The following is a 24,170-nucleotide window of genomic DNA, read 5'->3' as shown; positions in this document are numbered from 1 at the left end:
GGTTGTGACGGGTGGCTGGTCGTTGTTTGAGAACTGCACAGTGGACGCGAGCATCTGTGGCCAAGTTTTTAAGGGCGCACGGTGGATGCCTTGGCACCAGGAACCGATGAAGGACGTGGGAGGCCACGATAGTCCCCGGGGAGTCGTCAACCAGGCTTTGATCCGGGGGTTTCCGAATGGGGAAACCCGGCAGTCGTCATGGGCTGTCACCCGCTGCTGAACACATAGGCAGTGTGGAGGGAACGAGGGGAAGTGAAACATCTCAGTACCCTCAGGAAGAGAAAACAACCGTGATTCCGGGAGTAGTGGCGAGCGAAACCGGATGAGGCCAAACCTACGACGTGTGAGACCCGGCAGGGGTTGCGTCGTGGGGGTTGTGGGATCTCTCTTCTGTTGTCTGCCGGCAACAGGACGAGTCAGAAACCGTTGATGTAGGCGAAGGACATGCGAAAGGTCCGGCGTAGAGGGTAAGACCCCCGTAGTCGAAACGTCAGCGGCTCGTTTGAGAGACACCCAAGTAGCACGGGGCCCGAGAAATCCCGTGTGAATCTGGCGGGACCACCCGCTAAGCCTAAATATTCCCTGGTGACCGATAGCGGATAGTACCGTGAGGGAATGGTGAAAAGTACCCCGGGAGGGGAGTGAAATAGTACCTGAAACCGTGTGCCTACAAGCCGTGGGAGCGTCGGATACAGCTTGCTGTATCTCGTGACTGCGTGCCTTTTGAAGAATGAGCCTGCGAGTTTGCGGTGTGTTGCGAGGTTAACCCGAGTGGGGAAGCCGTAGCGAAAGCGAGTCCGAATAGGGCGTTTTTAGTAGCACGCTCAAGACCCGAAGCGGAGTGATCTAGCCATGGGCAGGTTGAAGCGGAGGTAAGACTTCGTGGAGGACCGAACCCACCAGGGTTGAAAACCTGGGGGATGACCTGTGGTTAGGGGTGAAAGGCCAATCAAACTCCGTGATAGCTGGTTCTCCCCGAAATGCATTTAGGTGCAGCGTCGTGTGTTTCTTGCCGGAGGTAGAGCACTGGATAGGCGATGGGCCCTACCGGGTTACTGACCTTAGCCAAACTCCGAATGCCGGTAAGTGAGAGCGCGGCAGTGAGACTGTGGGGGATAAGCTCCATGGTCGAGAGGGAAACAGCCCAGAGCATCGACTAAGGCCCCTAAGCGTACGCTAAGTGGGAAAGGATGTGGAGTCGCACAGACAACCAGGAGGTTGGCTTAGAAGCAGCCACCCTTGAAAGAGTGCGTAATAGCTCACTGGTCTAGTGATTCCGCGCCGACAATGTAGCGGGGCTCAAGCGTACCGCCGAAGTCGTGTCATTGCAGCATATAGCCCCAACGGGTGTTGTGATGGGTAGGGGAGCGTCGTCTGCCGGGTGAAGCAGCACCGGAAGGTAGTTGTGGACGGTTGACGAGTGAGAATGCAGGCATGAGTAGCGATACAAACGTGAGAAACGTTTGCGCCGATTGACTAAGGGTTCCTGGGTCAAGCTGATCTGCCCAGGGTAAGTCGGGACCTAAGGCGAGGCCGACAGGCGTAGTCGATGGATAACCGGTTGATATTCCGGTACCCGCTGTGAAGCGTCAAACATCGAGCATCGTGATGCTAAGGCCGTGAAGCCGTTCCGGACCCTTCGGGGAAAGGAAAGTGGTGGAGCCGCCGAACCAAGCGGTTAGTAGGTGAGTGATGGGGTGACGCAGGAAGGTAGTCCATCCCGGGCGGTGGTTGTCCCGGGGTAAGGGTGTAGGCCGCAAGGTAGGCAAATCCGCCTTGCATACGGCTGAGACCTGATGCCGAGCCGATTGTGGCGAAGTGGATGATCCTATGCTGTCGAGAAAAGCCTCTAGCGAGTTTCATGGCGGCCCGTACCCTAAACCGACTCAGGTGGTCAGGTAGAGAATACCGAGGCGTTCGGGTGAACTATGGTTAAGGAACTCGGCAAAATGCCCCCGTAACTTCGGGAGAAGGGGGGCCACATCTGGTGAGAGGACTTGCTCCTCGAGCTGGGGGTGGCCGCAGAGACCAGCGAGAAGCGACTGTTTACTAAAAACACAGGTCCGTGCGAAGCCGTAAGGCGATGTATACGGACTGACGCCTGCCCGGTGCTGGAACGTTAAGGGGACCGGTTAGCTCTGATTCGTCAGGGCGAAGCTGAGAACTTAAGCGCCAGTAAACGGCGGTGGTAACTATAACCATCCTAAGGTAGCGAAATTCCTTGTCGGGTAAGTTCCGACCTGCACGAATGGCGTAACGACTTCTCGACTGTCTCAACCATAGGCCCGGTGAAATTGCACTACGAGTAAAGATGCTCGTTTCGCGCAGCAGGACGGAAAGACCCCGGGACCTTTACTACAGTTTGATATTGGTGTTCGGTTCGGCTTGTGTAGGATAGCTGGGAGACTGTGAAGCTCGCACGCCAGTGTGGGTGGAGTCGTCGTTGAAATACCAGTCTGGTCGTGCTGGATGTCTAACCTCGGTCCGTGATCCGGATCAGGGACAGTGTCTGATGGGTAGTTTAACTGGGGCGGTTGCCTCCTAAAGGGTAACGGAGGCGCCCAAAGGTTCCCTCAGCCTGGTTGGCAATCAGGTGTTGAGTGTAAGTGCACAAGGGAGCTTGACTGTGAGACCGACGGGTCGAGCAGGGACGAAAGTCGGGACTAGTGATCCGGCGGTGGCTTGTGGAAGCGCCGTCGCTCAACGGATAAAAGGTACCCCGGGGATAACAGGCTGATCTTCCCCAAGAGTCCATATCGACGGGATGGTTTGGCACCTCGATGTCGGCTCGTCGCATCCTGGGGCTGGAGTCGGTCCCAAGGGTTGGGCTGTTCGCCCATTAAAGCGGTACGCGAGCTGGGTTTAGAACGTCGTGAGACAGTTCGGTCCCTATCCGCTGTGCGCGTAGGAGTCTTGAGAAGGGCTGTCCCTAGTACGAGAGGACCGGGACGGACGAACCTCTGGTGTGCCAGTTGTTCTGCCAAGGGCATGGCTGGTTGGCTACGTTCGGGAGGGATAACCGCTGAAAGCATCTAAGCGGGAAGCCTGCTTCGAGATGAGGACTCCCACCCACTTGATGGGGTAAGGCTCCCAGTAGACGACTGGGTTGATAGGCCGGATCTGGAAGCCAGGTAACTGGTGGAGGTGACCGGTACTAATAGGCCGAGGGCTTGTCCTCAGTTGCTCGCGTCCACTGTGTTGGTTCTGAAACCACGAACAGCCAACGGTTGTTGATTGTTTCATAGTGTTTCGGTGGTCATAGCGTGAGGGAAACGCCCGGTTACATACCGAACCCGGAAGCTAAGCCTCACAGCGCCGATGGTACTGCAGGGGGGACCCTGTGGGAGAGTAGGACGCCGCCGAACTCCTTTTGATAAAGGTCGGACCCTGAACTTCGGTTCAGGGTCCGACCTTTTTCTGTTGTGCGTAACGTGTCGTTCACGTTGCGAGCACAGCATCCAGACATGGGAACTGCAGCAATGCTCAGGGCCGCCGGCATCGGAGTCGGTGACGAGGTCGTCGTGCCGGCCTTCGGGAACGTCGAGGTCGCCCAGGCCGTGACCCTGGCCGGAGCGCTCCCCGTGTTCGCCGACATAGACCCGATGACCTACTGCCTCGCCCCGGACTCGGTCGAGGCGGCCACAACCTCGCGCACCGCGGCGGTCGTTGTCGTGCACCGCTTCGGACGACGAGCCGACATCGGGCGGTTGCACGCGCTCGGGCAGCGGCACGGACTGCTCGTCCTGGAACAGGGCGAGTCCGAGACGCCGTACGACGAGATAGCCCAGCGCAGGCAGCGGGCCGCCTTCCTCGACGCCAAGCTGAAGGGCGTACGCACGCCGGACGGCGGAGACGGACACACCTACCAGCAGTACGTCGTGCGCGTGCCGGGCAACGGCCGGCCCGACCGGGACGCCTTCGCACGTGCCCTGCGGGCCAAGGGAATCGAGTGCCGGGTACCGGTGAAGACACCCGTGCACCGGCTGCCGGAGTTCCGGCGCTGTGTGTCCCTGCCCGAGACCGAGCTGGCTGCCGACGAGACACTCGCGCTGCCCGTCGACGCCGCCCTCACCAAACGGGAGATGCAGCGGACCGTGTCCGCGACCAACGCCCTCGGCGGCCTGCTGCAGCCCGCCTTCTGACCGGACACCGAACGAATTTGGGAACCGGGGGCTGCTCGGGGTACAGTTTCTTTGTCGCCGCGAGGGAAACCTCGAAAAGCGACAGGCCCCTATAGCTCAGTCGGCAGAGCGTCTCCATGGTAAGGAGAAGGTCAACGGTTCGATTCCGTTTGGGGGCTCAGACAAAAGGCCCCACCCTTCCGGGTGGGGCCTTTTTCGTGCGCTCTCACGCCTCCTTGTGGATTCCCGGAACGCGCATCGCCAGAATCGCCATGTCGTCCGAGGGGGCGTCGGAGGCGAAGCGCTCCACCGCGCGCATGATGCGTGCCGCGACCGCACCCGCCGTCAGACCCGTGCACGTCGTGAGGACGTCGGCGAGGCCGTCGTCGCCCAGCATGCGTGTGCCCTCGCGGCGTTCGGTGACCCCGTCCGTGACACAGAGCAGCACGTCACCCGGGTCGAGCGTGACCGTCTCCTCGTACAGCTCCAAGTCCTCGATGACCCCCAGCAGCGGCTGCGGTTCGGCCGAGGCCACCACCGTGCCGTCCTGACGCAGACGCAGCGGGAGCGGGTGGCCGGCGCAGACCACCTTCAGCTCGGCGCTGCCGTCCTCCTGCGGCCGCAACTCGCCGTAGAGCAGGGTCAGGAAACGGCTGCGGTCACCCTCGTCGAGGATGGCGGAATTCAGGCGCTCCAGCACCGCGGGACCGGACAGGCCCTCCCGGGCCAGCAGGCGCAGCGCGTGCCGGGCCAGGCCGGTGACGGCCGCCGCGTTGGGACCCGTACCGCAGACGTCGCCGATGGCGAAACCGTACGCGCCGTTGCCGATGGGGAAGAGGTCGTAGAAGTCACCGCCGACCTCGTTGCCCTCGCCGGCCGCGCGGTAGATGACCTCGACCTCGACGCCGTCGATCTGCGGCAGGCCCGGCGGGAGCAGACTGCGCTGGAGGGACTGGCTGATGGCCGTACGCTCCGAGTACAGACGGGCGTTGTCCAGGGCCAGGGCGGCCCGGCGGCTCAGGTCCTCGGCGAGTTCCAGGATCTCCTGGCGGAAGTGTTCGTCGGTGGGCTTGCCGAGGGTCAGCATGCCGATGACGCGGTTGCGGGCGACGAGCGGCAGGACGACGGTCTCGCCGCCGACCGCGGAGGCCGTGGCGAGCGTCGGGCCGATGGCGGAGGCGAGCTGGTGCGTGGGGCCGCCGGCCAGGCCCAGGCTGCGCATGGAACTGCGCAGGGCCGCCTGGTGGGCGACCTCGCCCGGGGACGTCCAGACACGCGCGCCGGGCGTCGGTACCGGGTCCGGCGGCGGGACCTTCGACAGCAGCGACTTGATGCCGTCGATGAGTTCCTCGTCCTCGTGCAGGACGTACGACAGGTACGGGTCGGAGGCCTGGTCGGCGATGGTGTACACCGCGCACCAGGTGGCCAGGGTCGGGACCGTCATCTGGGCCATCAGAGCGAGCGTCTGGTCCCGGTCCAGGGTGCCGGCCAGCAGGTCGGAGGCCTCGACCAGGAAGCTCAGGGAGCCACGGCGCAGCCGTTCCAGCTCGCCGAGGCGGGCCGACTCCACGGCCAGGGCGATGCGGTCGGCGGCGAACTGGAGGCGCAGCGCCTCCTCGTTGGAGTACCGGCCGGGTGCCTCGGCCGCGACGCCGAGGGAACCGGTGAGGCGGCCCTCGACCTTCAGCGGCACGGTGACGACCGAGCGCATGCCGGTACCGGCGAGCAGCGGTACGGCCCCGGGGACCGCGGCGAGGTCGTCGTGGACGGCGGGCATGCGGGCGGAGCCGTAGCGGCCGGGGCCGGCCTCGACGGGCACGCGTGCGAAGCGCTGGCGGGCGGAGGGCAGGCCGGTGGAGGCGCGGACCTCCAGTTCCGTCTCGTCGTCGGTGGCGAGCAGCAGGAACGCGGAGTCGCCGTCGAGCATGTCGCGGGCGCGTTCCACCGTGCGCTGCAGCAGGCCGTCGAGGTCGTCCGGAGCGGGGGAGCCGATGAACACCTCGAAGGGGTCGGTGTTCTGCCCGTCGGAGGACGGGGGCTGGTCGGTGGCCGGGACGCGGGACGGGGTCTGCAGGACGGCACGCTCGTGGTCGCGGACCAGGAGGCAGACGGTGGAGGGCTCGCCGCCCGTGTCGCGGACCCTGAGATGGGATGCGTACACCTGGGCCACGCGGCCGTCCGCGCCGCGGATGCCGTAGGTGCCCTCCCAGCGGGAGAGCTGGAGCGCCTCGGCGACGCCGGTGCCGGTGCCGGGCGTGTGCGGCCAGGCCGCCAGCTCGGTGAGGGGCTTGCCGATGACGTCGGCCCCGGGGTAGCCGAACAGTTCCTCGGCGTCCTCGTTCCAGGCGCTGATGTTCCCCTTGCGGTCGACCTGGAGGACGGCGACCCGGACGCGGCCGTCGGCCAGCGGGAGGAGGTCGGCGGGCAGGGCCGGGCCGGCGGTGCGGGTGCCGACCGGGCGTTCCGGCAGGTTGAGCTGGAACCAGACGTTCTTGTGGGTGGGGGTGTAGTCCACGCCCCAGCGGGTGGCCAGGGCCGCGCAGAGCTGAAGGCCGCGGCCGCCCTCGCGGTCGGGGCTGCCCATGGAGGCGGCCGAGCTCTGGAGGGGGACCTCGCGCTCGGGGTAGCGGTCGGAGACCTCGATGCGCACACCGTCCTCGGTGCGCAGGCACAGCAGGTCCGCGTGCGTGCCCGCGTGGACGACGGCGTTGGTCACCAGCTCGCTGGTGAGGACGACCGCGTCGTCGACGATGTCGGCGAAGCCCCAGCCCTGGAGGGTGTCGCGGACGAAGGACCGGGCGGTCGCGACCGATCGTCCGACGGGCTCGAAACTGGCGGCCGCGCGCGCGGTGATCACAAAACTCCTCGGCCGGTCGTCGGCGGGCAGGGCTGTCTGGCCGGCCGGCTCGCGCCGCTGCTGCGGCATCAGCTCGCCCGTCGGCTGTGGCTCCGGGGGCTGCCCCCCGGGGATCAGTCCGGTGGTCATGGTGTCCGGCCGCCCCTCCGATGCCCGCTCGTACTCGTGCCACCGCCCAGACCGGTCTGGACCGGTGCGGCTGGACAGCCGCATGCAAGGTTACTTACCTTCGCCGTCCGAGCGGATGCCGGTCTTACGTGTTTACGCCCCCAGGGTGTGCGGACGATGTGGGAAGCTGCCGAACTGTTATGGCCTGGTTCGGCCGGGGTGAAACACTGGGCAAGCTTCTGATGAAGGTCGGGTCGGGCCGCGTGTGTTCCGTGCACGGCGGGCAGCAGCCTTTGGGTGCGGCCCGATCTCGTCTGGCAGAAAGACGCAGCAGTAACCGGTACGCGGAAGTGACCGGTGTGCCGATGACCGGCAGGCCGGGCCCGAAGCGGCCGAGCACAGCAGTAACGGTCTACCCCTCCGGGAGGGACACAGTGGAGTCTGGCGCGGCGACGCGGGGCACGAAGACGCGCGCGAAAGGCGGACCGTCCCTGGGCAGGAGCGGTGGTACCACCGCTGTGGACACCGCTGCCCTGAACCGGCTGCTGGCGGCTCTCGTCTCGATGCGCGACGGGAACTTCCGCAAGCGGCTCACGGTGTCCGGCGACGGGGTGATGTCGGAGATCGCGGCCGTCTTCAACGAGGTGGCCGACCGGAACCTGCATCTGACCGGGGAGCTGTCCCGGGTACGGCGCATGGTGGGGCGTGAGGGAAAACTCACGGAACGGCTGGAGACGGGGTCCTGCGAGGGCTCCTGGGCCGCGGCCGTCGACAACTCCAACGCGCTGGTGGACGACCTCGTCTGGCCCGTCTCCGAGGTCAGCCGGGTGCTCACGGCGGTCGCCGAGGGTGATCTCTCGCCGCGGATGGAGCTGCGGACGCAGGCGCCGGACGGCGGTGGCGGTCATCCGCTGCGGGGTGAGTTCCTGAAGGTCGGCCGTACCGTCAACAATCTGGTCGACCAGTTGTCGACGTTCACGGACGAGGTCACGCGGGTGGCCAGCGAGGTCGGTACCGAGGGCAAGCTCGGCGGCCAGGCCCGCGTGCGCGGGATGTCGGGTTCGTGGAAGGACCTGACCGAGTCCGTCAACACCATGGCGTACCGGCTCACGGCGCAGGTGCGGGACATCGCGCTGGTGACCACGGCGGTCGCCAAGGGGGATCTGTCACGCAAGGTGACCGTGCACGTGGCCGGCGAGATGCTGGAGCTGAAGAACACCGTCAACACGATGGTGGACCAGTTGTCCTCGTTCTCCTCCGAGGTCACGCGCGTGGCCCGGGAGGTGGGCACCGAGGGCATCCTGGGTGGTCAGGCGCAGGTGCCCGGGGTTGCCGGTGTGTGGAAGGAGCTGACCGACTCCGTCAACACGATGGCGGGCAACCTGACCGCGCAGGTGCGGGGGATCTCGCAGGTCACGACCGCTGTCGCCAGTGGTGACCTGTCGCAGAAGGTGACCGTTCCGGCGCGCGGTGAGGTGGCGCAGCTGGCCGAGACGATCAACCAGATGACCGAGACGCTGCGGATCTTCGCGGACGAGGTCACCCGGGTGGCGAACGAGGTCGGTGCGGAGGGGCGGCTCGGCGGTCAGGCGAACGTGCCGGGCGCGGCGGGTACGTGGAAGGACCTGACGGACTCCGTCAACACGGTCTTCCGGAATCTGACCACGCAGGTGCGCGACATCGCCGCCGTGACGACCGCGGTGGCCAGCGGTGACCTGTCGCAGAAGGTCACCGTGGACGTGGCCGGCGAGATGCTGGAGCTGAAGAACACCGTCAACACGATGGTGGACCAGCTGTCGTCGTTCGGTGCCGAGGTGACGCGGGTCGCGCGGGAGATCGGTGTCGAGGGTGAGCTGGGCGGCCAGGCGCAGGTGCCGGGCGCGGCGGGTACGTGGAAGGACTTGACGGACTCCGTCAACACGGCATTCCGCAACCTGACCGGCCAGGTGCGGAACATCGCCCAGGTGACCACGGCGGTGGCGAACGGTGATCTGTCGCAGAAGGTCACCGTGGACGTGTCCGGTGAGATGCTCCAGCTGAAGAACACCGTGAACACGATGGTGGACCAGCTGTCGAGCTTCGCCGACCAGGTCACGCGGATGGCCAGGGACGTGGGCACGGAGGGCCGGCTGGGCGGTCAGGCCCGGGTGGACGGCGTCTCCGGTACGTGGAAGGAGTTGACGGACTCCGTCAACTTCATGGCCGGCAACCTGACCTCCCAGGTGCGGCAGATCGCCCAGGTGACGACGGCGGTGGCGCGCGGCGATCTGTCGCAGAAGATCGACGTTGACGCCCGCGGCGAGATCCTCGAGCTGAAGAACACGATCAACACGATGGTGGATCAGCTGTCGGCCTTCGCCGACCAGGTGACCCGGGTCGCGCGCGACGTGGGTACCGAGGGCCGCCTCGGCGGGCAGGCGCAGGTGCCCGGTGTCGCCGGTGTGTGGCGGGATCTGACCGACTCCGTGAACGGCATGGCCGGCAACCTCACGGCGCAGGTGCGCAACATCGCGCAGGTCGCCACCGCCGTGGCGCGCGGTGACCTCTCCCAGAAGATCACCGTGGACGCGCGCGGGGAGATCCTGGAGCTGAAGAACACCCTGAACACGATGGTGGACCAGCTGTCGTCGTTCGCCGACCAGGTCACGCGGGTGGCCCGTGAGGTGGGCACGGAGGGCATCCTCGGCGGTCAGGCCGAGGTGCAGGGTGTCTCCGGCACCTGGAAGGACCTCACGCAGTCCGTGAACTTCATGGCGAACAACCTGACGATCCAGGTGCGCAACATCGCCGAGGTCACGACGGCGGTCGCCAAGGGCGACCTGTCCAAGAAGATCACTGTTGACGCGAAGGGCGAGATCCTCGAGCTCGTCACGACGGTCAACACCATGGTTGACCAGCTGTCCAGCTTCGCCGAGCAGGTGACCCGGGTGGCCCGCGAGGTGGGCACCGAGGGCATCCTGGGCGGTCAGGCGCACGTACCGGGCGTGACCGGTATCTGGAAGGACCTGAGCAACAACGTCAACCTGATGGCCAACAACCTGACCATGCAGGTGCGGAACATCTCCCAGGTCTCGGCGGCCGTCGCCAACGGTGACCTGACGCGGCAGGTGACGATCGAGGCGCGCGGTGAGGTCGCCCAGCTCGCCGACACCATCAACACGATGGTGAAGACGCTGAGTTCGTTCGCCGACCAGGTCACCAAGGTGGCCCGCGAGGTGGGCACGGACGGCATCCTCGGCGGTCAGGCGCACGTTCCGGGGGTGGCCGGCACCTGGAAGGACCTCACCGAGTCGGTGAACCAGATGGCGTCCAACCTGACCGGCCAGGTGCGCAACATCGCCATGGTCACGACGGCCATCGCCAAGGGTGACCTGACGAAGAAGATCGACATTGACGCGCGCGGTGAGATCCTCGAACTGAAGACGACGATTAACACGATGGTCGACCAGCTGTCCAGCTTCGCCGAGGAGGTCACCCGGGTGGCCCGCGAGGTGGGTACGGAGGGACAGCTGGGCGGTCAGGCACGCGTGCGTGACGTCGACGGTACCTGGCGGGACCTCACCGAGTCCGTGAACGAGATGGCCGGGAACCTGACCCGGCAGGTGCGTGCCATCGCGCGCGTGGCGACCGCGGTGACGCGTGGCGACCTGAACCTCAAGATCGACGTGGACGCGTCCGGCGAGATCCAGGAGCTGCAGGACTACATCAACAAGATGATCGCCAACCTGCGCGACACCACGATCGCCAACAAGGAGCAGGACTGGCTCAAGGGCAACCTGGCTCGTATCTCCGCCCTGATGCAGGGCCGCCGGGACCTGGAGGACGTGGCCTCGCTGATCATGAGCGAGCTGACGCCGGTGGTGTCCGCGCAGCACGGCGCGTTCTTCCTGGCGATGCCGCTCATGGAGGGCAAGGGGGTCGGCAACGGCGAGGACGGCTACGAGCTGCGGATGCTGGGCTCGTACGGCTACTCGATGGGCTCCATGCCGACGTCGTTCCGGCCCGGTGAGGCGCTGATCGGCACGGCGGCCGAGGAGAAGCGCACGATCCTGGTGGACAACGCGCCCAGCGGCTATCTGAAGATCGCCTCCGGGCTCGGCGAGGCCCCGCCCGCGCAGGTGATCGTGCTGCCGGTGCTGTTCGAGGGCAAGGTGCTCGGCGTGATCGAGCTGGCGTCCTTCACGCCGTTCACGCAGATCCAGAAGGACTTCCTCAACCAGATCGCCGAGATGATCGCGACCAGCGTCAACACCATCTCGGTCAACACCAAGACCGAACAGCTGCTCAAGCAGTCGCAGGAGCTGACCGAGCAGCTCAGGGAGCGGTCGGCCGAGCTGGAGAACCGGCAGAAGGCGCTCCAGGCCTCCAACGCCGAGCTGGAGGAGAAGGCCGAGCTGCTGGCCCGGCAGAACCGGGACATCGAGGTGAAGAACACCGAGATCGAGGAGGCCCGGCAGGTCCTGGAGGAGCGGGCCGAGCAGCTCGCGGTGTCGATGCGCTACAAGAGCGAGTTCCTCGCCAACATGTCGCACGAGCTGCGCACCCCGCTGAACTCGCTGCTGATCCTGGCGAAGCTGCTCGCCGACAACGCCGAGGGCAACCTCTCGCCGAAGCAGGTGGAGTTCGCCGAGACCATCCACGGTGCCGGCTCCGACCTGCTCCAGCTGATCAACGACATCCTCGACCTGTCGAAGGTCGAGGCGGGCAAGATGGACGTCTCCCCGACGCGTATCGCGCTCGTCCAGCTCGTGGACTACGTGGAGGCCACCTTCCGGCCGCTGACCGCGGAGAAGGGCCTGGATCTGTCGGTACGGGTCTCACCGGAGCTGCCGGCGACCCTGCACACCGACGAGCAGCGGCTGCTGCAGGTCCTGCGCAACCTGCTGTCCAACGCCGTGAAGTTCACCGACTCCGGGTCGGTGGAGCTGGTGATCCGGCCGGCCGGCGCGGATGTGCCGCAGACCATCCGGGAGCAGCTGCTGGAGGCGGGTTCGCTGACCAATCCGGGCGGTGAGCTGATCGCGTTCTCGGTGACCGACACGGGCATCGGTATCGCGGCCAGCAAGATGAGGGTGATCTTCGAGGCGTTCAAGCAGGCGGACGGCACGACCAGCCGCAAGTACGGCGGCACCGGCCTGGGCCTGTCGATCTCGCGGGAGATCGCGCAGCTGCTGGGCGGTGAGATCCACGCGCAGAGCGAACCGGGCCGCGGCTCGACGTTCACGCTCTATCTGCCGCTGTACCTGAGCGAACTGCCGCCGCAGGGCTATCAGCAGTCCGTGCCCGCCCTGGAGGCCGGCGACCTGGTCGCCTCCGAGGCGCACCTGTCGTCGGAGCTGTCCGCGGTGGAGATCGAGACGCCGGCCGAGGTGAAGTCGTACCGGGAGACGCAGAACGGTCCCGCCGCGCTCTTCCGGCGCCGGCGGCGCAGCCTGCCCGAGGAGACGCTGCGGCCCGAGCAGTGGGCACCCGTCTCCGAGCAGGAGCGTGCGCCGCAGCAGAGCCGCGCGGTGCGGTTCGGCGGGGAGAAGGTGCTGATCGTCGACGACGACATCCGTAACGTGTTCGCGCTCACCAGCGTTCTGGAGCAGCACGGCCTGTCGGTGCTGTACGCCGAGAACGGCCGTGAGGGCATCGAGGTGCTGGAGCAGCACGACGACGTGGCGGTCGTGCTGATGGACATCATGATGCCCGAGATGGACGGGTATGCGACGACCACGGCGATCCGCAGGATGCCGCAGTTCGCGGGGTTGCCGATCATCGCTCTCACCGCGAAGGCGATGAAGGGCGACCGGGAGAAGGCGATCGAGTCGGGTGCCTCCGACTATGTCACCAAGCCGGTCGACCCCGACCATCTGCTGTCCGTGATGAGCCAGTGGATGATCGCGGAGTGATCGCGGCGGGCGCGGCGCGGGGCGTGACCCGGCCGGATGTGAACGGCCGGGGAACCTCTGGCGGGCGCGGGGAGTTGCTGCATGATGAAGGCCGGGAACGTGCAGGAATCCGGGATTCCGGGAACCTTCCGGGGTCCTGCCGCGTTTCTGCTACGTGCACAGTGACATCGCGGTGACAGGGTGTGGCGACAGGCGGGGTGCGGCTACGATGACCGGCACAAGGACGGGCGGCGAAACGGAGTCGTCCCCTGGGGCGGCGCCCGGTGTACCGCCGGGGCGAGGAGGGCGGGCCATGGTGCAGAAGGCCAAGATCCTCCTGGTCGATGACCGGCCGGAGAATCTGCTGGCGCTGGAGGCCATCCTCTCTGCGCTCGATCAGACGCTGGTGCGGGCATCGAGCGGGGAGGAAGCGCTCAAAGCACTGCTCACGGACGATTTCGCGGTCATTCTGCTGGACGTCCAGATGCCGGGCATGGACGGGTTCGAGACCGCCGCGCACATCAAGCGGCGCGAGCGGACGCGGGACATCCCGATCATCTTCCTCACGGCGATCAATCACGGCCCGCACCACACCTTCCGGGGCTATGCGGCGGGCGCGGTGGACTACATCTCCAAGCCGTTCGACCCGTGGGTGCTGCGCGCGAAGGTCTCGGTCTTCGTCGAGCTGTACATGAAGAACTGCCAGCTGCGCGAGCAGGCGGCGCTGCTGCGGCTCCAGTTGGAGGGCGGTGGCAAGGGCGCCGTCGCCGGCAAGGAGTCCGCCGGACTGCTGGCCGAGCTGTCCGCGCGGCTCGCGGCCGTCGAGGAGCAGGCGGAGGCGCTGTCCAAGCAGCTGGACGACGACTCCGCGGACGCGGCGGCGGTGGCCACGGCGGCCCATCTGGAGCGCAAGCTCACCGGGTTGCGCCGTGCGCTCGACGCGCTGGAGCCGGGCATGGGCGGCGGCGGTGCCGCGGTGCCCTCGCAGAACTGACGTACGCCGGGACGGCGGTTGCGGATGAGCGTGCGTCAGTTCCGGTCTCCGGCAGGCACGACACGAACGGGTGAAGCAGTGGGCACACGTGTCCGCTGTCGTCTCCCCCGGTAACCTCACACCCATGGCCTCACGTCCCTCCGCAGCCAAGAAGCAGCCCGCGAAGAAGGCGGCAGCTCCCGCGAAGGCTCCGGCGAAGAAGGCCGTAGCGAAGAAGGCCCCGGCCAAGAAGGCGCCCGCCAGGAAGGCCGCGGTCAGGAAGCCCCCGCCGCCGAAGCCGGTGGCGAGTCCCACCGGGGGCTTGTACCGGCTGGTGCGCGCTGTCTGGCTCGGCCTCGCGCACGCGGTCGGCGCCGTCTTCCGCGGCATAGGGCAGGGCGCCAAGAACCTCGACCCCGCCCACCGCAAGGACGGCGTCGCGCTGCTGCTGCTCGGCATCGCGCTGATCGTCGCCGCCGGCACCTGGGCGGACCTGCGCGGGCCCGTCGGCGACCTGGTGGAGATCCTGGTCACCGGCGCCTTCGGCCGGCTCGACCTGCTGGTGCCGATACTGCTCGCGGTGATCGCCGTACGGTTCATCCGGCACCCGGAGAAGCCGGAGGCCAACGGGCGGATCGTGATCGGCCTGTCCGCGCTCGTCGTCGGTGTGCTCGGCCAGGTCCACATCGCCTGCGGCTCACCCGCGCGCAGCGACGGCATGCAGGGCATAAGGGACGCCGGCGGCCTCATCGGCTGGGCGGCGGCCACCCCGCTGACCTACACCATGTCCGAGGTGCTCGCCGTACCCCTGCTGGTGCTGCTGACGATCTTCGGGCTGCTCGTGGTGACGGCCACCCCGGTCAACGCCATTCCGCAGCGGTTGCGGATGCTCGGCGTCCAGCTGGGCGTGCTGCACGACCCCGAGGCGGACCGGTTCGACGAGGACGACGAGCAGTACGACCAGCAGTGGCGCGAGGCGACGCCCGCGCGCCCGCGCAGGCGCTCCGGCGCACCCCGGGCGTACGACCCCGACGGCGCCGAGGAGGAGGCCCTCTCGCAGCGTCGCGGGCGCCCCAGGCGCTCCGCGGTGCCCCAGCCGGATCTGCAGCGGCAGATGGACGCCGTGGACGTCGCGGCGGCTGCCGCCGCCGCGCTCGACGGGGCCGTGACGCACGGCATGCCGCCGTCCCCGATCGTCGCCGACCTCACGCAGGGGGTGAGCCCGGGCGAGCGCGAGGACACCACCCCGGTCCCCACTCCCGCGGCCCCGCCCGAGCCCGCGCCCGCGCCGGTGCCCGCCGCCCGGCCCAAGCGGGAGAAGCTCGACGCCGGGGTCGTACCCGACCTCACCAAGAAGGCCCCGGAGCAGCCCCGCGACCTGCCCGCGCGCGCAGAGCAGCTCCAGCTGTCCGGCGACATCACCTACGCGCTGCCCTCCCTGGACCTGCTCCGGCGGGGCGGCCCCGGCAAGGCGCGCAGCGCCGCCAACGACGCGGTCGTCGCCTCGCTCACCCAGGTGTTCACCGAGTTCAAGGTCGATGCGCGCGTCACCGGCTTCACCCGCGGCCCGACGGTCACCCGCTACGAGGTCGAGCTCGGCCCCGCCGTGAAGGTCGAGCGGATCACCGCGCTGACCAAGAACATCGCGTACGCGGTGGCCAGCCCGGACGTGCGGATCATCAGCCCCATCCCCGGCAAGTCCGCGGTGGGCATCGAGATCCCGAACACCGACCGGGAGATGGTCAACCTCGGGGACGTGCTGCGCCTCGCGGAGTCCGCCGAGGACGACGACCCGATGCTGGTCGCCTTCGGCAAGGACGTCGAGGGCGGGTACGTCATGCACTCGCTGGCGAAGATGCCGCACATGCTGGTCGCCGGCGCCACCGGCTCCGGCAAGTCGTCCTGCATCAACTGCCTGATCACCTCGGTCATGATGCGGGCGACCCCGGAGGACGTCCGGATGATCCTGGTCGACCCCAAGCGCGTCGAGCTGACCGCCTACGAGGGCATCCCGCACCTGATCACACCGATCATCACCAACCCCAAGCGGGCCGCCGAGGCGCTCCAGTGGGTGGTCCGCGAGATGGACCTCAGGTACGACGACCTGGCCGCCTACGGATACCGGCACATCGACGACTTCAACCGCGCGGTGCGCGAGGGCAAGGTCAAGCCGCCCGAGGGCAGCGAGCGCGAGCTCCAGCCGTACCCGTACCTGTTGGTGATCGTGGACGAGCTGGCCGACCTGATGATGGTGGCCCCGCGGGACGTCGAGGACGCGATCGTGCGCATCACACAGCTCGCGCGCGCGGCCGGCATCCACCTGGTGCTCGCCACCCAGCGCCCGTCGGTCGACGTGGTCACCGGCCTGATCAAGGCCAACGTGCCCTCGCGGCTGGCGTTCGCCACCTCCTCCCTGGCCGACTCCCGGGTCATCCTGGACCAGCCCGGCGCCGAGAAGCTGATCGGCAAGGGCGACGGGCTCTTCCTGCCGATGGGCGCGAACAAGCCGACCCGTATGCAGGGCGCGTTCGTGACCGAGGAGGAGGTCGCGGTCGTCGTCCAGCACTGCAAGGACCAGATGGCGCCGGTCTTCCGGGACGACGTCACCGTGGGCTCCAAGCAGAAGAAGGAGATCGACGAGGACATCGGCGACGACCTCGACCTGCTGTGCCAGGCGGCCGAGCTGGTCGTCTCCACCCAGTTCGGGTCGACGTCCATGCTCCAGCGGAAGCTGCGCGTGGGCTTCGCCAAGGCGGGACGGCTCATGGACCTCATGGAGTCCCGCAACATCGTGGGACCGAGCGAGGGCTCCAAGGCACGTGACGTTCTCGTGAAGCCTGACGAGCTGGACGGAGTGCTCGCCCTGATTCGCGGGGAGACCGAAGGGTGACGGGTAGATCAAGGGTTAATACGAAGGGCCGTTCGGTGGAAGCCGGTTACGCCGGGTGGCGGGACACGCCGTGATCCACCCGTTAGAGAACGTGAGCAACCGTTTCCCTATGTCGTACGTCAAGTTGAGCGAGAGGACAGGTAGGGCTCCGATCCTGGGGTATCCGCCTGTCCCGTCCTCGGGATGCCCGGCCATTCCGATGGCGTACAAAGTCCTACCGCCCGGTTGCCCCACCCTTTCGTACCCCCCCTAGACTGAGCTTCCAGCACAGGTGGCTACACGCTCGAAAGGCGCCCCCGTGTCCATCGGCAACTCCCCCGAAGACGAGCGTCCGTTCCGAGACGAGTCCCCGGAAGCCCGACCGTCCGTGGGCCGCGCGCTGCAGCAGGCGCGGATCGCGGCCGGGCTCACCGTGGACGACGTCAGCAGTGCCACTCGTGTCCGCATCGCCATCGTGCACGCCATCGAGGCCGACGACTTCGCCCCCTGCGGCGGCGTCGTGTACGCCCGTGGGCACATCCGCACGCTGGCCAGAGCCGTCCACCTCGACCCCGAGCCGCTGATCGCCCAGTTCGACACCGAGCACGGCGGCCGTCCCGCACCCACCCCCGCCGCACCTCTGTTCGAGGCGGAGCGGATCAGGCCCGAGCGGCGCGGCCCGAACTGGACCGCGGCGATGGTCGCCGCGATCGTCGTGGTGATCGGGTTCGTCGGGTTCACCGCGTTCAAGAGCGGCGACGCCTCGGGCGACTCGAAGTCGCAGGTCGCCGAGGGCACCCCGGCAACCGCCGGCAAGTCCGCCTCGCCCACCCCGAAGAAGGACAAGCCCGCCGAGCCGAGCGGCGAGCCCTCCGACAGCGCCATCGCCGCCGCGCCCCAGGACAAGGTGACCGTCCAGGTCAGCGCCCCCAACGGACGCAGCTGGATCTCGGCCAAGGACCACAACGGCCGGATGCTCTTCGACGGACTGCTGAAGAAGGGCGAGTCCAAGACCTTCCAGGACAGCTCCAAGATCAACCTGATCCTCGGCGACGCGGGCGCCATCGAGCTGTACGTCAACGGCAAGAAGATCGAGGACTCCTTCCGGGCCGGCGCCGTGGAGCGTCTCACCTACACCAAGGGCGACCCCGTGGCCGGCTGACGGACGGCGGGCGCCGGATGTGACGGAGTCGGCCAAGATCGGCCAACCCCGTCGACGTGGGCTGTCAGTGAGACAAAGTAGTCTTGAGCCCATGCCTGAACGCCGTACCGTCGCACTGGTCACTCTCGGCTGCGCCCGTAACGAGGTGGACTCCGAGGAGCTCGCAGGCCGTTTGGAGGCGGACGGCTGGCAGCTCGTCGAGGACGCCACGGACGCCGACGTCGCCGTGGTCAACACCTGTGGCTTCGTGGAAGCCGCCAAGAAGGACTCCGTCGACGCCCTGCTGGAGGCCAACGACCTCAAGGGCCACGGAAGAACCCAGGCCGTCGTGGCGGTGGGCTGCATGGCCGAGCGGTACGGCAAGGAACTGGCCGAGGCGCTGCCCGAGGCCGACGGCGTGCTCGGCTTCGACGACTACTCGGACATCTCCGACCGCCTGCAGACCATCCTGTCCGGCGGCATCCACGCCGCCCACACCCCGCGCGACCGGCGCAAGCTGCTGCCGATCAGCCCGGCCGAGCGGCAGGAGTCGGCCGCCGCGGTGGCGCTTCCCGGGCACGGCCCGGCCGACCTCCCGCAGGGTGTCGCGCCCGCCTCCGGCCCCCGCGCGCCCCTGCGCCGCCGGCTGGACGGCTCCCCGGTCGCCTCGGTCAAGCTCGCCTCGGGCTGCGACCGGCGCTGCTCCTTCTGCGCCATCCCCTCCTTCCGCGGTTCCTTCATCTCCCGCCGCCCCAGCGACGTCCTCAACGAGACCCGCTGGCTGGCCGAGCAGGGCGTGAAGGAGATCATGCTGGTCTCCGAGAACAACACCTCCTACGGCAAGGACCTGGGCGACATCCGTCTGCTGGAGTCCCTGCTGCCGGAGCTGGCCGAGGTCGACGGCATCGAGCGGGTGCGGGTGAGCTACCTGCAGCCGGCCGAGATGCGCCCGGGGCTCATCGACGTACTCACCTCGACGCCCAAGGTCGCCCCGTACTTCGACCTGTCCTTCCAGCACTCCGCGCCCGGCGTGCTGCGCGCCATGCGCCGCTTCGGCGACACCGACCGGTTCCTGGAGCTGCTCGACACCATCCGGAGCAAGGCCCCCGAGGCCGGCGTCCGCTCCAACTTCATCGTCGGCTTCCCCGGCGAGAGCGAGGCGGACCTGGCCGAGCTGGAGCGCTTCCTGAACGGCGCCCGGCTGGACGCCATCGGCGTCTTCGGCTACTCCGACGAGGAGGGCACGGAAGCGGCGACGTACGACAACAAGCTGGACCCGGACCTCGTCGCCGAGCGCCTGGCCCACATCTCCCGGCTCGCCGAGGAACTGGTCTCCCAGCGCGCCGAGGAGCGCGTCGGCTCGACCGTGCGGGTCCTGGTGGAGTCCGTGGACGAGGAGGAGGGCGTCTACGGCCGCGGTGCGCACCAGGCGCCGGAGACCGACGGACAGGTCCTGCTCACGAGCGGCGCCGGCCTGAGTGTCGGACGTATGGTCGAGGCGAAGGTGGTCGGTACGGAAGGTGTCGACCTGGTGGCCGAGCCGCTGACCGGCTCGCTCACGTGTAGTGAGGAGGCGGGCAGATGACCGGAGTCCCGGCATCCGCCGCGGGCGGCCCCTCCGGCGCGCAGGGCGCCCGTGGATCCGCCGCCGCTGCCGACGGCGCCCGGTCCGAGGTCACCGCTCCCGCTTCCGGCCCTGAGAACGGCGGCCGGGCACCGCGCGGCGGCAAGATCGCGGCCGCGGCCGTCAACCAGGCCAGTGTCTGGAACGTCGCCAATCTGCTGACCATGCTCCGGCTGCTCCTGGTGCCCGGCTTCGTGGCGCTGATGCTGGCGGACGGCGGATACGACCCGGCCTGGCGCTCACTGGCCTGGGCGGCCTTCGCCGTCGCCATGATCACCGACCTGTTCGACGGGCATCTGGCACGCACCTACAACCTGGTCACCGACTTCGGGAAGATCGCCGACCCCATCGCCGACAAGGCGATCATGGGGGCGGCGCTCGTCTGTCTGTCGGGCCTGGGCGATCTGCCGTGGTGGGTGACGGCCGTGATCCTCGGCCGGGAACTCGGCATCACCCTGCTGCGTTTTCTGGTCATTCGCTACGGCGTGATCCCCGCCAGCCGGGGCGGCAAGCTGAAGACGCTCACCCAGGGCGTGGCCGTCGGGATGTACGTCCTGGCGCTGACGGGCTGGCTGGCCACCCTGAGGTTCTGGGTGATGGCCGCGGCGGTCGTGCTCACGGTCGTGACCGGCCTCGACTACGTAAGACAAGCCATTGTGCTGCGCCGGCAGGGAATCGCGGAGCGCGCCGCGGCGTTGGAGGAGACGGAAGCGTGAGTTCCCCGGCCACCGAACTGGTGCGACTACTGACTGTGAGGGGCGAGACCCTCGCCGTCGCGGAGTCGCTGACCGGTGGCCTGGTAGCGGCGGAGATCACCGGGGTACCCGGCGCGTCCCGGGTGTTCCGGGGCTCGGTCACCGCCTACGCGACCGAGCTGAAGCACGAGCTGCTGGGTGTCGACGCCACCCTGCTGGCCCAGCGGGGAGCGGTGGACCCGCAGGTCGCGGGCCAGATGGCGGCCGGAGTCCGCAAGGCCCTGAAGGCCGACTGGGGCATCGCGACCACCGGGGTCGCCGGCCCCGATCCGCAGGACGGACAGCCCGTCGGGACGGTCTTCGTGGCCGTGGACGGTCCCCTCACCGCCCCCGCCGGTTCCGCCGGTGGCGGAAAAGTCGAGGCTCTGCGGTTGAACGGCAGCCGTGCGGAAATTCGTATGGAGAGTGTACGGAGCGTACTCGCAGTGCTCCTGGAGCGGCTTGCGGGCGAACAGACTGGGAATGAGCGGGCACAGGATACGGAACGGAACGGGGGGTTTTGATGTTTGCAGCCCTGAGTGAACACGACATCGCTCCCCGCACGGCCGCGGCGCAAGGCGGTACGGTGGGGCGAGAAGGATGCGGCTACGCGGTCCGAGGAGGGAGCCACCGATGATTCTGCTCCGTCGCCTGCTGGGTGACGTGCTGCGTCGGCAGCGCCAGCGCCAGGGCCGTACTCTGCGCGAAGTCTCCTCGTCCGCCCGAGTCTCACTCGGCTATCTCTCCGAGGTGGAGCGGGGGCAGAAGGAGGCTTCCTCCGAGCTGCTCTCCGCCATCTGCGACGCGCTGGACGTACGGATGTCGGAACTCATGCGAGAGGTGAGCGACGAACTGGCGCTCGCCGAGCTGGCCCAGTCCGCCGCGGCCACCGAACCCGTACCCACGCCGGTCCGCCCGATGCTGGGTTCCGTGTCGGTGACCGGTGTGCCGCCGGAACGGGTGACCATCAAGGCGCCCGCGGAGGCGGTGGACGTGGTCGCCGCCTGAGGACCGCGCGCGGCCTGACGACCCGATACGCCCGAAGCCCCGGCCGGCCCCCAGGAGAACCTGGGAGGCCCGCCGGGGCTTCTGCGTGGCCGTCGGGTTGTATATCCGTTCTATTCCCGTTTGCCGGTGTTGCGTGGTGCGGTCATGGTGGGAGGGATGTGACGGCGCCGAAGTTCCGGAGGAAGCGGATGTATGTCGTGAAGAGCCCATTGGCCGACGCGGACCTGAAGACCGTGTCCGAGGCGCTGCAGGGCGCCCTCCTCGACCTGGTGGACCTCTCCCTGGTCGCCAAGCAGATCCACTGGAACATCGTCGGCCCCCGCTTCCGCTCCGTCCACCTCCAGCTCGACGAGGTCGTCGCCTCCGCGCGTGCGCACTCGGACACGGTGGCCGAGCGGGCCTCGGCGCTGGGCGTACCGCCCGACGGGCGCGCCCCCACGGTGGCCTCCGGAAGCGGCATCAAGCCCACTCCCTCGGGATGGATCAAGGACACGGATGCCGTCGGGGCGATGGTGGACGCGCTGGGGTCGGTGATCACCAGGATGCGGGAGCGGGTGAACGCCACCGGGGAGGCGGACCCGGTCTCCCAGGACCTCCTCATCGGGATCACCGCGGATCTGGAGAAGCACCACTGGATGTTCCAGGCGGAGAACGCGTGAGCGGTCCGGCCGGGGGCGGTGGCCCGGGGCCGGGTGGCTGACCTGTGCCGGGCATACCGTCCGGGGGTCGTGCCCTCCGGCCCTCGCCGGTCGGCCTCCGGCCTGCTCCCGAAGCGCCGGACGGGCTGATCTCCCGCCGGTGCTGCATCAATGAGCCCTCGGTGCGCCTCCCGCGCGGCCCGGGCGCCGGTCTAGCGTCCCGCAGGAGGTGATGGCGGGCATGGCGGAGCGGATAGTGCGCAGGGGGGTCGCGCTCGGGCTCGGGGTGGTGTGGTGGTGGGCCGTGCTGCGGCTCGCCGCGGGGCAGGGCTCGGGCGTGCTGGAAGGCGCCGTCGCGGCCGGCGGCTGGGGGGTGAGTCTGCTGCCCGTGCACTGTGCGCCCAAGGGGCGCGCGACCGGCGCCGTGCCGGCGGGGCGCTGGGGGGCCGCCTGGCGGGCCGGAGGCGTCACCAGGGCATCGCCACACCCCCGTTCGGGCGAAGTATCTGGCCCGTCGTGAACGCCGACGCGTCCGATGCCAGAAACAGCACCGCGTGCGCCACGTCGTCCGGTTCGCCGACCCGGCGCAGCGGTGCCGTCCGGGTCATCGCGGCCTCGGTGTGCGCCTGTGCCTCGTGGTCGTGACGGTCGGTCATGGGGGTGCGGATCCAGCCCGGCGCGATCGCGTTGACCCGGATGCCGTGCGGGCCGACCTCGGTGGCCAGCGTCTTGGTCAGCTGCACCACGGCGGCCTTGGCCGCGCCGTAGCAGAGCAGCCCGGCGCCGCCGGTGTCGACCGCGCCGGAGGCCATGGTGACGATGCTGCCGCGGATCTTCCGGGCGAGCATCAGCCGGGCGGCCTCCTGGCAGGCGTGGAGGACGCCCTTGAAGTTGACCTCCAGCACCCGGTCGAGATCCTCGTCCCGGGTCTCCAGCACCGGGCTGCTGTGCATGATCCCGGCGATCGCCGCCAGGACGTCCAGCCGCTCGCAGGACCGGACCGCCTCGCCCAGCCCGGCCCGGTCGGTGACGTCGAGGACATGGACCCGGGCCGTGCCGCCCCGCTCCTTGATCAGCGCGGCCGTGCCGTCCAGGCCGTCCGTGTCCCGGTCGGCACAGTGCACCGTCGCGCCCGCCTCGGCGAGCAGCACGGCGGAGGCCCGGCCGATGCCGCCGGCGGCGCCGGTGACGAAGGCGGTGCGTCCGCTGAGGTCGTACGCGGTGAGGGCCATGCAGGGACGGTACGAGCATTTCTGACGGACCGTCAATTGGTGCGGCGGGCTCAACGCTTGCCGGACTGTCCGGGACGGCGCGGGGTCAGCCGGTGCGGCGGGGGTACTTCTCCCGCCAGCGCTGCGGTGCGCCGGGGGCCGGGACGGGACCCGTCTGGCAGGTGGGGCACCAGTAGGTGGGGCGTTCCTGGGAGCCGTCGCCCTGGTCGCCCACCCGCACCGGGGTCCGACAGCGCAGGCACGGGCGGAACGCGCGGCCGTAGACGAACAGGTCGTGCCGGGGCAGGCCGGTGGTCTGCCGGACCGGGCGTTCGCGGTTCGCCTCCAGCAGGCGCTTGGCCAGGCCGGGCAGCTGCTCGGCGCGGTCCGCGGGGAGCGCGCCGGCCGGCAGCCAGGGAGTCACACCGAGCAGGAAGCACAGCTCGCTCTTGTAGACGTTGCCGATGCCGGCCAGATTGCGCTGGTCCAGGAGGGCCTCGCCGAGCGGACGGGCCGGGTCCGCGAGGATGTTGGCCAAGGCACGCCCGGGGTCCCAGTCCGGGCCGAGCAGATCGGGGCCGAGATGGCCGACGACCCGCTCCTCCTCGGCCGTGCGCAGCAACTCCAGCACCTGCAGCCGGTACCCGACGGCCGTGCGGTCGGCGGTGTAGAGGATCACCCGGATCTGGTGGGCCGGTCCGCCGCGCCAGCGCTCACCGCTGCCGTACACCTTCCACGCGCCCTCCATGCGCAGATGGGTGTGCAGGGTGAGGCCGCCCTCGAACCGGGTCAGCAGATGCTTGCCCCGCGGGATCGTGCCCAGCACCCCGCGGCCGGTCAGGTCGACCGTCGCGTACCGGGGCACACGGAAGTCGCTGCGGGTCAGCGCCCTGCCCGCGAGGGCCTCGTGCAGCCGACGGGCGGCCTGCCAGACCGTGTCACCTTCGGGCATGCGTCAAGGGTGCCACGACGGGGTGAGTCGGACGCGGGCCGGCGGCCGTGCCGGGCGGGGC

Annotated in this window: 13 protein-coding genes, 1 tRNA gene and 2 rRNA genes; 13 read left to right on the top strand and 3 right to left on the bottom strand. The window is 68.5% G+C overall.

Translation table 11 applies throughout. The features are described 5' to 3' along the window. Positions 1–58 precede the first annotated feature (58 nt). The 4 genes from ACZ7KF_RS02515 (at position 59) to ACZ7KF_RS02500 (ending at position 4,300) form a co-directional block, all read left to right on the top strand. Positions 59–3,178, top strand: a 23S ribosomal RNA gene (locus ACZ7KF_RS02515). Positions 3,179–3,248: 70 nt separating this feature from the next. Beyond that, positions 3,249–3,365 (top strand): 5S ribosomal RNA (gene rrf, locus ACZ7KF_RS02510). 114 nt (positions 3,366–3,479) lie between these two features. Then, on the top strand, positions 3,480–4,142 hold the full coding sequence (locus ACZ7KF_RS02505) for a DegT/DnrJ/EryC1/StrS family aminotransferase (protein WP_471069558.1): 663 nt from the start codon (positions 3,480–3,482) through the stop codon (positions 4,140–4,142). 85 nt (positions 4,143–4,227) lie between these two features. Further along, positions 4,228–4,300, top strand: a tRNA-Thr gene (locus tag ACZ7KF_RS02500). A 47-nt stretch (positions 4,301–4,347) separates the two neighbouring features. On the opposite strand, the gene ACZ7KF_RS02495 is transcribed toward ACZ7KF_RS02500, so the two are convergent. Continuing rightward, the gene (locus ACZ7KF_RS02495) at positions 4,348–7,107 is read right to left on the bottom strand and encodes a SpoIIE family protein phosphatase (protein ID WP_471068628.1); all 2,760 of its coding nucleotides are present in this window, start codon (positions 7,105–7,107) and stop codon (positions 4,348–4,350) included. Between the two features lie 413 nt (positions 7,108–7,520). Here ACZ7KF_RS02495 and ACZ7KF_RS02490 point away from each other — a divergent pair, with 413 nt between their 5' ends. From ACZ7KF_RS02490 to ACZ7KF_RS02450, 9 genes are all read left to right on the top strand, one after another. Then, complete coding sequence (locus ACZ7KF_RS02490) at positions 7,521–12,980, top strand: HAMP domain-containing protein (protein ID WP_471068625.1); 5,460 nt, start codon at positions 7,521–7,523, stop codon at positions 12,978–12,980. A gap of 292 nt (positions 12,981–13,272) precedes the next feature. Further along, on the top strand, positions 13,273–13,953 hold the full coding sequence (locus ACZ7KF_RS02485) for a response regulator (RefSeq protein ID WP_471068622.1): 681 nt from the start codon (positions 13,273–13,275) through the stop codon (positions 13,951–13,953). A 124-nt stretch (positions 13,954–14,077) separates the two neighbouring features. Further along, positions 14,078–16,822 carry a DNA translocase FtsK gene (locus tag ACZ7KF_RS02480; protein ID WP_471068619.1) on the top strand — a complete coding sequence of 915 codons (2,745 nt, stop codon included), beginning with the start codon at positions 14,078–14,080 and terminating at the stop codon, positions 16,820–16,822. A gap of 298 nt (positions 16,823–17,120) precedes the next feature. Further along, the gene (locus ACZ7KF_RS02475) at positions 17,121–17,963 is read left to right on the top strand and encodes a helix-turn-helix domain-containing protein (RefSeq protein ID WP_471068616.1); all 843 of its coding nucleotides are present in this window, start codon (positions 17,121–17,123) and stop codon (positions 17,961–17,963) included. Between the two features lie 91 nt (positions 17,964–18,054). Further along, on the top strand, positions 18,055–19,527 hold the full coding sequence (gene rimO, locus ACZ7KF_RS02470) for a 30S ribosomal protein S12 methylthiotransferase RimO (RefSeq protein ID WP_471068613.1): 1,473 nt from the start codon (positions 18,055–18,057) through the stop codon (positions 19,525–19,527). Then, positions 19,524–20,282, top strand: a complete 759-nt coding sequence (gene pgsA, locus ACZ7KF_RS02465) for a CDP-diacylglycerol--glycerol-3-phosphate 3-phosphatidyltransferase (protein WP_471068610.1) — start codon at positions 19,524–19,526, stop codon at positions 20,280–20,282. Before rimO ends, pgsA begins: the two co-directional genes overlap by 4 nt. Continuing rightward, positions 20,279–20,824: a CinA family protein gene (locus ACZ7KF_RS02460; RefSeq protein ID WP_471068608.1), complete on the top strand. Its 546-nt coding sequence runs from the start codon at positions 20,279–20,281 to the stop codon at positions 20,822–20,824. The genes pgsA and ACZ7KF_RS02460 overlap by 4 nt, the downstream gene beginning before the upstream one ends. A gap of 109 nt (positions 20,825–20,933) precedes the next feature. After that, the gene (locus ACZ7KF_RS02455; protein ID WP_030178264.1) at positions 20,934–21,308 is read left to right on the top strand and encodes a helix-turn-helix domain-containing protein; all 375 of its coding nucleotides are present in this window, start codon (positions 20,934–20,936) and stop codon (positions 21,306–21,308) included. Between the two features lie 188 nt (positions 21,309–21,496). Beyond that, a complete protein-coding gene (locus tag ACZ7KF_RS02450; RefSeq protein WP_471068606.1) occupies positions 21,497–21,967 on the top strand; it encodes a Dps family protein in 471 nt (156 codons plus the stop codon). Between the two features lie 446 nt (positions 21,968–22,413). Here ACZ7KF_RS02450 and ACZ7KF_RS02445 read toward each other — a convergent pair whose 3' ends face one another. Both ACZ7KF_RS02445 and ACZ7KF_RS02440 read right to left on the bottom strand, forming a co-directional pair. Further along, positions 22,414–23,178: an SDR family NAD(P)-dependent oxidoreductase gene (locus ACZ7KF_RS02445; protein WP_471068603.1), complete on the bottom strand. Its 765-nt coding sequence runs from the start codon at positions 23,176–23,178 to the stop codon at positions 22,414–22,416. Between the two features lie 85 nt (positions 23,179–23,263). Then, complete coding sequence (locus tag ACZ7KF_RS02440) at positions 23,264–24,109, bottom strand: Fpg/Nei family DNA glycosylase (protein WP_471068600.1); 846 nt, start codon at positions 24,107–24,109, stop codon at positions 23,264–23,266. Positions 24,110–24,170 lie beyond the last annotated feature (61 nt).

The organism is Streptomyces sp. NPDC038200 (assembly GCF_055600785.1).
The sequence above is the reverse complement of the archived record's forward strand: the minus strand, read 5'-3'. Positions and strand labels throughout refer to the sequence as shown.

What these genes read in the sequence shown, in the direction of transcription:
- ACZ7KF_RS02480 (WP_471068619.1), top strand. Translation starts at nt 14,078, where the DNA reads ATGGCCTCACGTCCCTCCGCAGCCAAGAAGCAGCCCGCGAAGAAGGCG.
- pgsA (WP_471068610.1), top strand. Translation starts at nt 19,524, where the DNA reads ATGACCGGAGTCCCGGCATCCGCCGCGGGCGGCCCCTCCGGCGCGCAG.
- ACZ7KF_RS02445 (WP_471068603.1), bottom strand. Translation starts at nt 23,178, where the DNA reads ATGGCCCTCACCGCGTACGACCTCAGCGGACGCACCGCCTTCGTCACC.
- ACZ7KF_RS02455 (WP_030178264.1), top strand. Translation starts at nt 20,934, where the DNA reads ATGATTCTGCTCCGTCGCCTGCTGGGTGACGTGCTGCGTCGGCAGCGC.
- rimO (WP_471068613.1), top strand. Translation starts at nt 18,055, where the DNA reads ATGCCTGAACGCCGTACCGTCGCACTGGTCACTCTCGGCTGCGCCCGT.
- ACZ7KF_RS02495 (WP_471068628.1), bottom strand. Translation starts at nt 7,107, where the DNA reads ATGACCACCGGACTGATCCCCGGGGGGCAGCCCCCGGAGCCACAGCCG.
- ACZ7KF_RS02440 (WP_471068600.1), bottom strand. Translation starts at nt 24,109, where the DNA reads ATGCCCGAAGGTGACACGGTCTGGCAGGCCGCCCGTCGGCTGCACGAG.
- ACZ7KF_RS02450 (WP_471068606.1), top strand. Translation starts at nt 21,497, where the DNA reads ATGTATGTCGTGAAGAGCCCATTGGCCGACGCGGACCTGAAGACCGTG.
- ACZ7KF_RS02485 (WP_471068622.1), top strand. Translation starts at nt 13,273, where the DNA reads ATGGTGCAGAAGGCCAAGATCCTCCTGGTCGATGACCGGCCGGAGAAT.
- ACZ7KF_RS02505 (WP_471069558.1), top strand. Translation starts at nt 3,480, where the DNA reads ATGCTCAGGGCCGCCGGCATCGGAGTCGGTGACGAGGTCGTCGTGCCG.